Annotated in this window: 13 protein-coding genes; 10 read left to right on the forward strand and 3 right to left on the reverse strand. The window is 67.4% G+C overall.

Annotated elements, in window-relative coordinates; genetic code table 11:
* Window positions 1-3: 3 nt before the first annotated feature.
* From yidD to rpmH, 3 genes are read right to left on the reverse strand one after another with little or no spacing between them, the layout of a single operon-like run.
* A complete protein-coding gene (gene yidD, locus ACIGJI_RS15270) occupies window positions 4-354 on the reverse strand; it encodes a membrane protein insertion efficiency factor YidD (protein WP_062637723.1) in 351 nt (116 codons plus the stop codon).
* Window positions 351-701 carry a ribonuclease P protein component gene (gene rnpA / locus ACIGJI_RS15275; protein ID WP_363446036.1) on the reverse strand — a complete coding sequence of 117 codons (351 nt, stop codon included), beginning with the start codon at window positions 699-701 and terminating at the stop codon, window positions 351-353. Before rnpA ends, yidD begins: the two co-directional genes overlap by 4 nt.
* Window positions 702-707: 6 nt before the next feature.
* The gene (rpmH, locus tag ACIGJI_RS15280; protein WP_022879826.1) at window positions 708-845 is read right to left on the reverse strand and encodes a 50S ribosomal protein L34; all 138 of its coding nucleotides are present in this window, start codon (window positions 843-845) and stop codon (window positions 708-710) included.
* A 314-nt stretch (window positions 846-1,159) separates the two neighbouring features.
* Between rpmH and dnaA the strand changes: the two genes are divergently transcribed.
* The 10 genes from dnaA (at window position 1,160) to ACIGJI_RS15330 (ending at window position 14,274) form a co-directional block, all read left to right on the forward strand.
* A complete protein-coding gene (gene dnaA, locus ACIGJI_RS15285) occupies window positions 1,160-2,551 on the forward strand; it encodes a chromosomal replication initiator protein DnaA (RefSeq protein WP_187662787.1) in 1,392 nt (463 codons plus the stop codon).
* Window positions 2,552-3,036: 485 nt separating this feature from the next.
* On the forward strand, window positions 3,037-4,179 hold the full coding sequence (dnaN, locus tag ACIGJI_RS15290) for a DNA polymerase III subunit beta (RefSeq protein ID WP_259954814.1): 1,143 nt from the start codon (window positions 3,037-3,039) through the stop codon (window positions 4,177-4,179).
* A gap of 49 nt (window positions 4,180-4,228) precedes the next feature.
* On the forward strand, window positions 4,229-5,443 hold the full coding sequence (gene recF, locus ACIGJI_RS15295; protein ID WP_363446034.1) for a DNA replication/repair protein RecF: 1,215 nt from the start codon (window positions 4,229-4,231) through the stop codon (window positions 5,441-5,443).
* Window positions 5,436-5,945 (forward strand): DciA family protein, encoded by a 510-nt coding sequence (locus tag ACIGJI_RS15300; RefSeq protein WP_363446032.1) that lies wholly within the window; start codon window positions 5,436-5,438, stop codon window positions 5,943-5,945. The genes recF and ACIGJI_RS15300 overlap by 8 nt, the downstream gene beginning before the upstream one ends.
* 118 nt (window positions 5,946-6,063) lie before the next feature.
* On the forward strand, window positions 6,064-8,145 hold the full coding sequence (gene gyrB / locus ACIGJI_RS15305) for a DNA topoisomerase (ATP-hydrolyzing) subunit B (protein WP_363446030.1): 2,082 nt from the start codon (window positions 6,064-6,066) through the stop codon (window positions 8,143-8,145).
* A gap of 72 nt (window positions 8,146-8,217) precedes the next feature.
* A complete protein-coding gene (gene gyrA, locus ACIGJI_RS15310) occupies window positions 8,218-10,773 on the forward strand; it encodes a DNA gyrase subunit A (protein WP_187662792.1) in 2,556 nt (851 codons plus the stop codon).
* Complete coding sequence (locus tag ACIGJI_RS15315; RefSeq protein WP_025102877.1) at window positions 10,770-11,174, forward strand: DUF3566 domain-containing protein; 405 nt, start codon at window positions 10,770-10,772, stop codon at window positions 11,172-11,174. Before gyrA ends, ACIGJI_RS15315 begins: the two co-directional genes overlap by 4 nt.
* A 165-nt stretch (window positions 11,175-11,339) precedes the next feature.
* Window positions 11,340-12,692 carry a histidine kinase gene (locus ACIGJI_RS15320; protein ID WP_363446028.1) on the forward strand — a complete coding sequence of 451 codons (1,353 nt, stop codon included), beginning with the start codon at window positions 11,340-11,342 and terminating at the stop codon, window positions 12,690-12,692.
* On the forward strand, window positions 12,680-13,369 hold the full coding sequence (locus ACIGJI_RS15325) for a response regulator transcription factor (protein ID WP_280569997.1): 690 nt from the start codon (window positions 12,680-12,682) through the stop codon (window positions 13,367-13,369). Before ACIGJI_RS15320 ends, ACIGJI_RS15325 begins: the two co-directional genes overlap by 13 nt.
* A complete protein-coding gene (locus ACIGJI_RS15330) occupies window positions 13,366-14,274 on the forward strand; it encodes a DUF4097 family beta strand repeat-containing protein (RefSeq protein ID WP_363446026.1) in 909 nt (302 codons plus the stop codon). The genes ACIGJI_RS15325 and ACIGJI_RS15330 overlap by 4 nt, the downstream gene beginning before the upstream one ends.
* Window positions 14,275-14,335: the final 61 nt, after the last annotated feature.

The raw sequence follows: 14,335 nt of genomic DNA on the forward strand, positions 1-14,335 counted from the left end.
CGATCAGTCCTTTCGGGAGGGGACGACGAAACCGTGTGCGGTCAGGTCGTAGCGGAAGTGTCGGTGCGGTGTGACGTCGTCGACGCCTCCGCGAGACCAGGGATTGCAGCGGAGGATGCGCCACGCCGAGAGCAGAGCCCCCCGCACGGCGCCGTGCTGCTGCACCGCACCTACAGCGTAGGCGGAACAGGAGGGGTAGTACGCACACACGTCCCCGTACATCGGCGAGACCACCTTGCGGTACCCCGCCAGGAAGGCGAGCACGGCGTTGCGCGGCAGGAGCGGGATGCTGCGAAGCACGTCGCGCCCGTGCATCTCCCCCGTCCCCACCGACGAGGCCGGCAACGCGGTCATGAGGCGGCCTCGGCCTGTGCGAGCCGCGCCAGGCAACGATGCACATCGCTGCGAAGCTCCGCGTAGGAGGCGGTCGCGGACGCAGGAAGGGCACGGATGACGACATCCGTGCCCTGAGGAACACGCGGGAGCGCCTCCGCACAGACGGCTTTGAGTCGCCGACGGACGGTGTTGCGCACCACGGCCGTGCCCACCTGCTTGCTGATGATGAAGCCGAACCGCGCGGCCCTGCTCTCGCCCGTCGCCAGCATGGAGGTGAGGACGCGGGCCCCGCCACAACGCGATCCGCGTCGAACGACCAGTCGGTAGTCGCTCCCGCGGGTCAAACGGAACGGGCGGGCGAGCACAGCTGATTACGCGGAGAGCTCGGTACGGCCCTTCGCGCGGCGTGCCGAGAGGATGGCACGGCCGGCGCGGGTACGCATGCGGGCACGGAAGCCGTGCTTCTTGGCGCGACGACGGTTGTTGGGCTGGAAGGTGCGCTTGCTCATGAGATCACTCCGGGAATGCTGTCACCGGATTCACTTCGACCGGAGACATAGGGAACTGCCAAACAGGCATAAGTCAACCGACTAAGGGTACGTCTTGGCGGCGGACAGGGCAAATCTGCGACCTGTACCGCTTGTCATCCCATGCGTACCGCACAGCCATTATCCACAAGCCGAACGCATCCGCCACATCCAACACGCCCGCGTGTTTTCAAGGGCAGGTTGCCGTTCCGAGCCGGTGTGACTACCGTGGCATCCGAAGTTATCCACAGGGGAACGGCACGTCGACCCCGACCCGATCCGTCGTCCGGAGCACCATGTCCTCACCAGCCCAGCCCGAAGTCCCGATCTGGACCACGGTGCAGGAGCTGCTGGAAGCCGACGATCGGGTCACGCCGCAGCTCCAGGGCTTCCTGAGCCTCGCGGTGCCGGCCGGGGTGATGTCGGCGACCCTGTACCTCGAGGTGCCGAACGACCTCACCGCCGCCCAGATCAACAAGCGCCTCCGCCTGCCCATCATGGAGGCCCTCGCTCACGTCGGCGAAGAGGTCACGTCCTACCGGGTGGTCGTGAACCACGAACTCGCGGACCAGCCCACGGCCCCCATCGCGGTCGCCGACTTCGGTCGCCAGGAGCCGGTGCGCGCCGAGTCGCCGATGGAGCAGCCGACGGCGCTGCGCCACGAGTCCCGTCTCAACCCGAAGTACACCTTCGACAACTTCGTGATCGGCCAGTCCAACCGGTTCGCCCACGCGGCCGCCGTGGCCGTGGCCGAGGCTCCGGCCAAGGCCTACAACCCGCTCTTCATCTACGGCGACTCCGGACTGGGCAAGACACACCTCCTCCACGCCATCGGTGACTACGCGCAGTCCCTCTATGCCGGGGTGAAGGTGCGGTACGTGTCGAGCGAGGAGTTCACGAACGACTTCATCAACTCCATCGCCAACAACCGCGGCGCCGCGTTCCAAGCGCGGTACCGCGACGTGGACATCCTCCTCATCGACGACATCCAGTTCCTCCAGGGACGGGCGGAGACGCAGGAGGCGTTCTTCCACACGTTCAACACGCTGCACGACCACAACAAGCAGGTCGTCATCACCAGCGATGTCGCACCGAAGCACCTGACCGGCTTCGAGGACCGCATGCGCAGCCGGTTCGAGTGGGGCCTCATCACCGACGTGCAGGCGCCCGACCTCGAGACCCGTATCGCCATCCTGCGGAAGAAGGCGCAGAGCGAGGCCCTCCACATCCCGGACGAGGTGCTCGAGTACATCGCCACGGTCGTGTCCTCGAACATCCGCGAGCTGGAGGGTGCACTCATCCGCGTCTCCGCGTTCGCGAGCCTGAACCGCTCTGCCCTCGACATCTCCCTGGCTCAGACCGTGCTGCGGGACATCATCGACACGGCCGAGGACAACATCATCTCGCCGACCGACATCATCACCGCGACCGCGCAGTACTTCAAGCTCACCGTCGACGACCTCTACGGCTCCAGCCGTTCGCAGCAGATCGCCACCGCACGGCAGATCGCCATGTACCTCTGCCGTGAGCGCACCAGCCTCTCCCTCCCGAAGATCGGTCAGCTCTTCGGCAACCGGGACCACACGACGGTCATGTACGCCTACAAGAAGATCAGCGAACTCATGAAGGAGCGTCGCTCGATCTACAACCAGGTGACCGAGATCACCACGCAGCTCGGTCGTCGCTGACGACCTGCACCCACGAGAGGGACGCCGCATCCGACACGGGACGGCGTCCCTCTCGGCGTTTCGGCGACATGCACCCGCCGGATAGATGCGTCTATGCACATGTGGATAACTTGTGGATGAACGTGGAACGCGCCGTCTCGAATGTGGGGCGATCGGGGAAACCTGTGGATAACCCTGGGACGGCGAAACGACGACCGACCCCTGTCCACCCGCGGATTCCTCAGGGTCTCCACAAGTGACACGTGTGTAGTTCCCTACTCGCGCCTGCTTTCCACCGACTTATCCACAGTATCCACAGGTGTTAACACCGTTAAGGAGTTAAGTCATTCAGGGTGCGATCCGATCACCAGACGGTGGGGAGAACCGGCGGCGGCATGACAAGTCCTCCGGCGTAGGGAACCGCAGGACTGTGGGGCTAGCATGGGATTCCCTGCAGTGGCAGGACCCGACGACGACCCGTCATGTTCGACGACAAGGGAGCACCCGTGAGGTTTCAGGTCAACCGCGATGTCTTCAGCGAGGCTGTGTCCTTCGTCGTCAAGCTGCTGCCCCAGCGCAATCCACAGCCGATCCTCGCCGGTGTCCTTATCGAGGCGGACGGCTCCGGACTCACGCTCTCGGCCTTCGACTACGAAGCATCCGCACGGACGACCATCGAGGCGACGGTCGAGACACCGGGCACGATCCTCGTCCACGGGCGGCTGCTCTCTGACATCGCGAGCCGCCTCCCGAACGCTCCCATCGAGATCGCCGTCGAGGATGACGGCGGAATCGCCGTGACCTGTGGCTCGGCTCGCTTCACCCTCGCGGCCATGCCGGTCGAGGAATACCCGTCCATTCCCGAGGTGTCCGGATCCTCCGGCGTCGTCCCGGCCGACGATTTCGGCACGGCGATCGCGCAGGTGGGCTTCGCCGCGTCCCGTGACGACGTGACTCCCGTGCTGACGGGTGTCCAGCTCGAGGTCACCGGCCAGACGCTCAGCCTCGTCGCCACCGACCGCTATCGGGTCTCGCTCCGCGACGTGCCCTGGGACGGCGAGGCCGTCGAGGCCACCGCACTCGTTCCCGCCCGCACCCTCGTCGAGGTCGGCAAGACGTTCGGTCACGCCGGCACGATCCAGATCGCCTTCTCGGGTGCCGGGGATCGCGAGATCATCGCGTTCACCGCCGGCAACAAGACCGTGACGTCGCTGCTCATCAAAGGCAACTTTCCCCCGGTCCGCCGCCTCTTCCCCGAGCAGACCGACCACTACGCCGTCGTCAACACGGCCGATCTCATCGAGGCCGTCCGCCGTGTCTCCCTCGTGCTCGACCGCGCGGCGCCACTGCGTTTCACGTTCTCGACCGACAGCGTCACGATGGATGCATCGGGCAGCGAGCACGCCCGCGCGTCCGAGTCGGTCGACGCGATCCTCTCCGGCGGCGACGAGGTGACGCTGGGTCTCAACCCGCAGTACCTCATCGAAGCCCTCGGTGCGGTCAAGAGCGAGTTCGTGCGGGTGACCTTCACCTCCAGCGACAACGCCAACAAGCTGAGCCCGGTCCTCATCACCAGTCAGACGTCGGTCGACCAGGCCGGTCTGGACTCGTTCAAGTACCTCCTCCAGCCCAACCTCCTCCTGCGCTGAGCACCCCCGGCCCCGAGGGAGTGTCCGACCCGGAAGGTAGGCTGGCTCCGTGATTGTGGAGCATCTCAGCCTGGTCGATTTCCGCAATTACGCGACCGCGGAACTCGCCTTGCACCGCGGGCCGAACGTCCTCGTCGGGCGGAACGGCCAGGGCAAGACGAACCTCGCGGAGGCGGTGGTGTTCCTCGCGACGCTGGGATCGCATCGGGTGTCCTCGGACGCGCCGATGGTGCGGGACGGGCAGGAGTTCGCCGTCATCCGGGCCCGGCTCGCGCACGGTGAGCGACGCGTGCTCGTCGAGGTGCAGCTCAATCGCCAGGGTTCGAACAAGGCACGGATCAACGGCTCCCCGTCGAAGACGAACGAGCTCCCCCGCTACGCACATGTCGTGCTGTTCGCGCCGGAGGATCTCCAGATCGTGCGGGGCGACCCCTCGGCCCGCCGCCGGTTCGCCGACCAGCTCCTCATCCAGCGCACCCCGCGACTCGCCGCCGTGCTGGGTGACTACGACCGCGTGCTCAAGCAGCGCAACGCCCTGCTCAAGTCGGCGAGGGCACGGGGCATCCGCGGTGAAGCGCTGAGCACCCTCGACGTCTGGGACGACAAGCTCGTCTCCCTCGGATCCGAGATCATCACGGCACGGCAGCGGCTGGCGTCCGATCTGCAGCAGCCCGTCGCCGATGCATACGCGGCGATCGCCGGCGCGGACCACCGTCCCCGGCTCGACTGGGTGCTGTCGGTCGCCGGCAGCGATCCCGAGGATGACGACGACCGCGATGACGCGGACGGTGCCGCTCCCATCGACGACGTGCGCGGGGACGCCCGTCGCATCGCCGAGATGTTCCGCGCCTCTCTCGCGGCGAAACGCTCGAACGAACTCGATCGCGGCCTCACCCTCACCGGACCCCATCGGGACGACCTGGTGCTGCGGGTCCGGGACCTGCCGGTGAAGGGGTACGCCTCCCACGGCGAGTCCTGGTCGGTCGCACTCGCCCTGCGACTAGCGTCCGCCGAGCTGCTCCGCAGCGAGTCCCCGGCCGGCGACCCGGTACTGATCCTCGACGACGTCTTCGCGGAGCTGGACGCCGATCGGCGGCAGCGGCTCGCCGCGCTCACCGCGGGCTACGAGCAGGTGGTGGTCACGGCAGCGGTGGAGGAGGATATCCCCGACGTGCTCCATGCTCACGTCGTCCGCATCACGGCGGGGACCATCACCGATGAGCGGCACCGGCTGCAGGGAGAGGGCGGTGCGCCGAATGACTGACGTGGTCACCGACAGCGCGGCCTCGGCGGAGGCTCCCGAGACCGTCGCCACCTACCTGCGACTGCGGGGACTCAAGCCGAGCGCCAAGAACTGGCAGCGCAAAAGGCGGATCTCCGTCGACGACGACAACGCGCCGTTCACCCCCGGCCGTGATCCGGGAAGCCTCGGCGCCGTCCTCGACACGCTCAGCCGCGAATCCGGATGGGAGACGACGCTCGCCCGGGAGGACCTCGTCCGCCAGTGGGCTGACCTCGCCGGGGCGGACACCGCGAAGCACTCGGAGCCGGTGTCTCTCGAGCGCGGACTGCTCACCGTCAAGTGCGATTCCACCGCGTGGGCGAAGAACCTCCAGTTCATGCGCGCGACGATCCTCACGGAGATCGGACGACGGTACCCGGAGGCGGGAGTGGAGAACCTCCGCTTCATCGGACCGGACGTCCCCTCGTGGAAATGGGGTCCCAGAGCCGTTCCAGGGCGGGGCCCGCGCGATACCTACGGGTAGGGCACCATGCAAGGGGTCCGAAACGCTCAGAGGGCCACACGCGGCCGTTGAGCGGCATTTCGACTCGAAACCCGGCTAGAATGGGAGTTCGAGATATCGATCTGGAGAATGCCCTCTGATGACGCCTGAATCCCCTGCTGACGAGACGGAACCGAACAACGACGCTTCGTCGGGCTCACAGGCCGGAGGATCGGCGGCACCCGCACCGAAGAAGCAGCAGCCCGGTGAGTACGGCGCCGACTCGATCCAGATCCTCGAAGGACTCGAAGCGGTCCGCAAGCGACCCGGCATGTACATCGGCTCGACCGGTCCCCGCGGACTGCACCACCTCGTCTACGAGATCGTCGACAACTCGGTGGATGAAGCGCTGGCCGGGTATGCCGACACGATCTTCGTCACCCTCCTCGCCGACGGCGGCGTGCGCGTGGTCGACAACGGTCGCGGTATCCCCGTCGACCCGCACTCGTCGGACCCCTCGAAGTCGACCGTCGAGGTCGTGCTCACGATCCTGCACGCGGGCGGCAAGTTCGGTGGCGGCGCCTACGCCGTCTCCGGCGGTCTGCACGGCGTCGGATCCTCGGTGGTGAACGCCCTGTCGACCCGCTTCGACGTGGAGGTCAAGCAGAAGGGCTTCGTCTGGCGGCACAGCTTCGCCGACGGCGGCGTCCCGCAGCAGAAGCTCGAGAAGGGCGAGGCCACCGAGGAGACCGGGACCAGCATCACGTTCTGGCCGGACGCGGAGATCTTCCAGGAGACCGTCGAGTTCGACTACGACACGCTCCGCACCCGGTTCCAGCAGATGGCGTTCCTCAACAAGGGACTGCGCATCGAGCTCTCCGACGAGCGGCCGGAGTCGGCGTACGAGACCGAGGAAGAGGGCCAGGCGGTCACGAAGCAGCCGGGCGACGTCTTCTTCTACGAGCGCGGTCTCGTCGACTACGTCGAGTACCTGAACAAGGTGCGCCACGCCGAGGTCGTCAACGAGGAGATCATCGCCTTCGAGTCCGAGGACACGGCGCGCAAGATCTCGCTCGAGGTCGCGATGCAGTGGACGACGTCGTACACGGAGAACGTGTTCACCTACGCCAACACCATCAACACGCACGAGGGTGGCACGCACGAGGAGGGCTTCCGGGCGGCGCTCACCACGCTCGTCAACCGCTATGCCCGTGCGAACAACCTCCTCAAGGAGAAGGACGACAACCTCTCCGGAGACGACGTGCGCGAGGGGCTGACCGCCGTCATCTCGATCAAGCTCGGCGAGCCCCAGTTCGAGGGTCAGACCAAGACGAAGCTCGGCAACACCGAGGCGAAGGCCTTCGTGCAGAAGGTCGTCGGCGATCAGCTCGGCGACTGGTTCGAGCGCAACCCGAACCAGGCGAAGAACGTCATCCGCAAGGCCATCGACGCGGCGACGGCACGCCTCGCCGCGCGCAAGGCACGCGAGACCGCGCGTCGCAAGAGCGTGTTCGAATCCGCGGCGATGCCCGACAAGCTCAAGGACTGCACGAGCAAGGACCCGTCGATCAGCGAGATCTTCCTCGTGGAGGGCGACTCGGCCGGCGGTTCGGCCGTGCAGGGTCGGGACCCGCACACCCAGGCGATCCTGGCGCTACGCGGCAAGATCCTCAACGTCGAGCGCGCGCGTCTCGACAAGGCGCTCGGCAACAAGGAAGTCCAGGCGATGATCCAGGCCTTCGGCACGGGCATCGGCGAGGAGTTCGACATCGAGAAGGCGCGGTATCACAAGATCGTGCTGATGGCCGATGCCGACGTCGACGGTCAGCACATCACCACCCTGCTGCTCACCCTGCTGTTCCGCTACATGCGCGGACTCATCGAGGCCGGCTTCGTGTACCTCGCGATGCCGCCGCTCTACCGCCTCAAGTGGTCGAACGCGGCACACGAGTACGTGTTCAGCGACGCCGAGCGCGATGCGCTGCTGGCCTACGGCCTGGAGAACGGCAAGCGCATCCCCAAGGACGCGGGCATCCAGCGCTACAAGGGTCTCGGCGAGATGAACGCCAAGGAACTGTGGGAGACCACGATGGACCACACCACCCGGACGCTTCGTCAGGTGACCATCGAGGACGCCGCCGCCGCGGACGAGATCTTCAGCGTGCTGATGGGCGAGGACGTGGAATCGCGTCGGAGCTTCATCCAGCGCAACGCCAAGGACGTCCGGTTCCTCGACATCTGATCACCGCGGGGTCCCTGAGTCCGTCGAACGGGACCCGCTGCTCCGACCAGCTCAGCCCACCAGGAAAGACACATGACTGACGAAGAACGCCCCGACATCACCGAGGGTCACGAGCACGGCAAGATCGACCAGGTCGATCTGCAGTCGGAGATGCAGCGCAGCTATCTCGACTACGCCATGGCGGTCATCGTCGGCCGCGCCCTCCCCGACGTCCGCGATGGCCTCAAGCCGGTGCACCGCCGTGTCATCTACGGCATGTACGACGGTGGGTTCCGCCCCGACAAGTCGTTCTCCAAGTGCGCCCGCGTCGTCGGCGAGGTCATGGGTCAGTACCACCCGCACGGCGACTCGGCGATCTACGACGCCCTCGTCCGTCTGGTGCAGCCCTGGTCGCTCCGGTACCCGCTCGCCCTCGGCCAGGGGAACTTCGGCTCCCCGGGCAACATGGGTGCCGCAGCCCCGCGATACACCGAGACGAAGATGGCTCAGCTCGCGCTCGAGATGGTGCGCGACATCGAGGAAGACACCGTCGACTTCACCGACAACTACGACGGTCAGACGCAGGAGCCCACGGTCCTGCCCGCCCGCTTCCCGAACCTGCTCGTCAACGGCTCGGTCGGCATCGCGGTCGGGATGGCGACCAACATCCCGCCGCACAATCTGCGCGAGGTGTCCGACGCGGCGCTCTGGGCTCTCGACAACCCCGGGGTCTCGCGCGAGGAACTGCTCGAGGGTCTGATCCAGCGCATTCCGGGCCCGGACTTCCCGACCGGCGCGCAGATCCTCGGCACCAAGGGCATCCATGAGGCGTACCGCACGGGTCGCGGCTCGATCACGATGCGCGCAGTCGTCAACGTGGAGGAGATCCAGGGTCGCACCTGCCTCGTCATCACCGAGCTGCCCTACCAGGTCAACCCCGACAACGTGGCGGTGAAGATCGGCGACCTCGCCCGTGACGGCAAGATCACCGGCATCGCCGACATCCGTGACGAGTCGTCGGACCGCACCGGTCAGCGCCTGGTCGTGGTGCTCAAGCGCGATGCGGTCGCGAAGGTCGTGCTGAACAACCTGTACAAGCACACGCAGCTGCAGGAGAACTTCGGCGCGAACATGCTCGCGATCGTCGACGGTGTCCCCCGGACGCTCGCGATCGACGGCTTCATCTCGCACTGGATCGCTCACCAGATCGATGTGATCGTCCGACGCACGGAGTTCCGCCTCCGCGAAGCCGAGAAGCGCATGCACATCCTGCGCGGCTACCTGAAGGCGCTCGACGCGCTCGACGAGGTCATCGCCCTGATCCGTCGTTCGCAGACCACCGCGGATGCGAACGAGGGACTGCAGAAGCTCCTCGACATCGACGAGATCCAGGCCGACGCGATCCTGCAGATGCAGCTGCGTCGACTCGCCGCTCTCGAGCGTCAGAAGATCATCGATCAGGCCAACGAGCTCGAGGCTCAGATCACCGACTACAAGGCGATCCTGGCCGACGAGGGCCGCCAGCGCTCGATCATCCGCGAGGAGTTGACGGGCATCGTCGAGCGGTTCGGCGACGAGCGGCGGACGCACATCCTGCACGGCTTCGACGGCGACGTGTCGATGGAAGACCTCATCGCCGAGGAGGAGATGGTCGTCACCGTCACGCGCGAGGGCTACATCAAGCGCACGCGCAGCGACAACTACCGCTCGCAGCACCGCGGCGGCAAGGGTGTCAAGGGCGCCCAGCTGCGCGCGGACGACATCGTCGAGCACTTCTTCGTCACGACGACGCATCACTGGCTGCTGTTCTTCACCGACAAGGGCCGGGTCTACCGCGCGAAGACGTACGAGGTGCCGGAAGCAGGGCGCGACGCGAAGGGCACCCATGTCGCGAACCTCCTCGCGCTGCAGCCGGACGAGAGCATCGCGCAGGTCCTCGACATCCGCGACTACGCGGTGGCGGACTACCTCGTCCTCGCCACGCGCGAGGGCCTGGTCAAGAAGACCCGTCTGGACAACTACGACACGAACCGCCAGGGCGGCGTGATCGCGATCCGTCTGAACGACGAGGACGAGCTGGTCAGCGCCCTCCTCGTCAACGCCGAGGACGACATCCTGCTCATCAGCCGCCGGGGCATGTCGGTGCGATTCCAGGCGACCGACGAGGCGTTGCGCCCCATGGGCCGTGCCACCGCCGGGGTGAAGGGCATGAAGTTCCGTGAGGGTGACAGCCTGCTGTCCGCCTCCGTCGCCGCACCCGGGAAGTACGTCTTCGTGGTCACCGACGGGGGCTATGCGAAGCGCACCGCCGTCGAGGAATACCGCGTCCAGGGGCGTGGCGGATACGGCATCAAGGTCGCCAAGTTGAACGACGATCGGGGCACTCTCGCGGGTGGTCTGATCGTGTCCGAGGACGACGAGGTCTTGGTGGTTCTGTCCAGCGGCAAGGTGGTACGCTCTGCCGTGGCCGAGGTCCCCGCCAAGGGTCGCGACACCATGGGAGTGGTGTTCGCCCGCACGACGGAGGCCGACCGCATCCTCGCCATCGCCCGGAACGGCGAACGTGGTCTCACCGAAGAGGAGACCGAGCCGGATGCCGACGCCGAGGCCCCCCAGACGACTGAGACACCCGAGGATACAGACGCATGAGCACAGTGGCTGACAAGCTGGCGAAGAAGTCGACACGCAAGACCGGTGGCAAGCAGGTCCGGCTGCGGCTCGTCTACGTCGACTTCTGGTCCGCGGTGAAGCTCTCGTTCCTGGGAGCGGTCGCTCTGGCCGTCGTCACGATGGTGTCGTTCTTCCTGATCTTCCTCGTGCTGCAGGCGACCGGCATCATGTCCACGGCCGACGAGTTCGTGCGGAGCTTCACCGACGGCGCGATCCCGCTGTCCGAGCTCGTGGGGCTGCCGCAGGTCATGGCGTTCGCGGCGGTTGTCGCGATCCTCAACCTCATCGTGTTCACGGTGCTCGGCGCCGTCGTCGCGGGCATCTACAACCTGGCCGTGAAGGTCACGGGCGGGTTGCTCGTCGGCTTCATGTCGAACTGAGCCCCCGAGACCCCGTCTTTCCGCCGAAACCCCGGCCTGCGCACCGATGCAGGCCGGGGTTTCGGTGATAGCGCGGGGTCTCGGCGGGTGGGGTAGGGAAAACCCGTACGGGAGTGTCCGGTTGACTCGGTGGGCGAGGTCCGGCGGCGGCCCTACCGTGGAAGCATGACCACACAGACTGCGACCCCGGGCACCGCGCCGGCGGTGAAGCCGCCGTTGCGCATCCCGCTCACGATCCTGCATCTCGCCGGTGTCGGGGTGATCGGGGGCGCCATCTTCGGCATGCTCGGCGGGCTCCTCGGCACCGGACTCGGCCTCCTCTTCGTCTTCGGCGTCGGCATCGTGGTGCTCGTGGGCCTCGTGTACGCGCTCTTCGGCGTCGGCTGGTTCGAGATCGCTCGCGTCGCCGCCCTGTACCGGGTACCGAACGCCCCGCTGCGGCTCCAGCCGCGGGACCGTCCCGGCTTCGGCGGCTGGCTCCGCGCGCTCGGGAGGCAGGCGATCGATGGGCGGATGTGGCGTGCGGTGGCGAACTTCGCCATCACCGCGGTCCTCGGCTTCGTGGTGCTCCGACTGTTCTGGGCACTCCTCTGGTCGATGATCATCGCCCTCGCACCGCTGACCTCGGCCGAGACCATCGTCGGCCCCTTCGGTGGCGGGCAGATCCCGGTGTCCTGGGCGCCCGTGATCGGCATCCTCGGCGCACTCGCCTCCGCCGCCGGGATCATCGGCCTCGCGCTCCTGGCCCGGACACTCGCGCTGGCGATCGTCGCCCGGGCTCGTGAGGTCGAGCTCACCGAGCGTGTCCGCGCATCCACCGCCCAGCGTGAGGGTGCCGTCCGTGCGGCCGATGTGGAACGGACGCGGATCGAGCGCGATCTGCACGACGGCGTCCAGCCGCGGCTCGTCTCCGTCGGGATGACCCTCGGGCTCGCCCAGCAGAAGATCGACACCGACCCCGACGCCGCGAAAGAGCTCATCTCCGAGGCCCACACGTCGACGAAGGCCGCCATCACCGAACTGCGGCAGCTCGCCCGCGGGATCCACGCCTCCGTGCTCGACGACCGCGGACTCGACGCCGCGTTGTCCGCGCTCGCCAGCCGCTCCCCCATCCCCGTGCAGTTGGACGTGCGAATGGACCCTTCGACAGGCTCAGGGACCCAGGGTGGCGGGGCAGGGACCCAGGGGTACGGCTCAGGGACCCAGGGTGGCGGCGCCGGAGCAAGCCGGCCGGGACGTGATGCGGAGGCGGCGGTGTACTTCTCCATCGCCGAATCGCTGACCAACGCGGCGAAGCACTCCCGAGCGAGCGAAGCGCGGGTCACCGTCCGGCTCCGCGAGGGAAACGTCCTCTGGGCGCGGGTCGAGGACAACGGCATGGGCGGCGCCCAGGTCATCCCGGGCGGGGGCCTCGACGGCATCGCGAACCGGATCCTCGCCGCGGGCGGGACCTTCCGACTCGACAGCCCCCAGGGCGGTCCGACCAGCCTGGAGGTGAACGTGCCATGCGCATCCTGATCTGCGAGGATTCCGTCCTCCTGCGCGAGGGGCTCGTGCGTCTGCTCGAGGACGCCGGCCACGAGGTGGTCGCGGCCCTCACCGACACGACCGGTCTCCGCGAGGCCGTGACGTCGACGACGCCGGACCTCTGCATCCTCGATGTGCGGCTGCCGCCGACCTTCACGGACGAGGGCATCCGCGCGGCGCTCGATCTGCGGGCGGTGCATCCGTCGCTCGCCATCCTCGTGCTGTCCCAGTATGTGGAGGAGCGCTACGCGTCCGATCTCATCGCCGCGCAGGGCGGTCCGCTCGGCTACCTCCTGAAGGACCGGGTGGCGGATGTCGCCGAGTTCATCGATTCGGTGCAGCGGATCGCCGACGGCGCCACGGTGCTGGACCCGGAGGTCGTGGCCCAGCTCCTGACCCGCCGGAACCGCGACGATCGCATGATGCGGCTCACCGAGCGGGAGCGCACCGTGCTGGCGCTGCTCGCCGAGGGCAAGTCGAACCAGGCGATCGCTGCCCTCCTCTTCCTCTCGGGAGCGAGCGTCGAGAAGCACATCACCTCCATCTTCCAGAAGCTGGGCTTCGAACAGGACGAGTCGGGCAACCGCCGCGTGCTCGCCGCGCTGGCCCACCTCGAGAACACGGGCGGCACGACGCCGCCGAACGGCCAGACAGGAGTCTCACGATGACCACCGAGAACACCGGAGCACAGGGCGGACACACCCCGATCACTCCCCCGCCGCCGCCGTCCGCGGCTTCCCCCACGCCGTCGCCGAGCGCGCCCGGACCGCGGCGTTCATCCGGAGCGACCGCCGTCATGATCGTCACCGCCGTGGTCGGTGGGATCGCCCTGCTCGGAGCCGGAGGCACGGCGGCCGTCGCGGCGACCGGCACCCTTCTATCCTCCAGCCGACCGGATTCGGTGCAGACGGTGGACGTCGACGGCGTCACCGCGATCGATCTCGACGCCGATGCGAGCATGGTCCGCATCGACTTCGGAGATGTGAACGCGGCGGAGCTCTCCGTGACCAACGGTCGAGGTTCGTGGACGTTCGAGCGCGAAGCGGACGAGCTCGTCGTCCGGAGCCCTCGGCCCGCCTTCGGCTGGTGGTTCGGCAACTGGTTCGGTGACGACGAGCGCGCCGTGCTCACCCTTCCGAAGGAGCTCAGCAGCTCGGACCTCGACGCGAGCCTCACGCTCGATGCCGGTGCTCTCGACGTCTCCGGCGAGTTCGGCACCCTCGAGGTGCAGATCAACGCCGGATCCCTCGATGTCTCCGGAGCGGCCTCGGCCGTCGATGTGCAGATGAACGCGGGGCGGGCGGACGTCCTCCTCGACGGCGTCGACCAGGCGGATCTCGGCATCGCCGCAGGTGATCTGACGGTGGAGCTGACCGGCGACGCGCCGACGACGACCACCATCGACGTGAGCGCCGGATCCCTGAACCTGACCCTTCCGGATGTGGAGTACCGGATCAGTCAGGACGTCAATGCGGGGTCGTTCGATGCCCGTGTCGACGAGTCGCCCAGCGCCCGTCGCACGATCGACGTGTCCGTGTCGGCTGGCAGTGTGAACGTCGACCCCGGACGATGAACCGGGCGAGGGCGGGGCTCCGGTGCGGGGCCCCCGCCCTCGATTCGGATTTTCGCCGAAA

Origin of the sequence: Microbacterium sp. NPDC064978 (assembly GCF_044543605.1) — a bacterium.
GTDB classification, from domain to species: domain Bacteria; phylum Actinomycetota; class Actinomycetes; order Actinomycetales; family Microbacteriaceae; genus Microbacterium; species Microbacterium meiriae.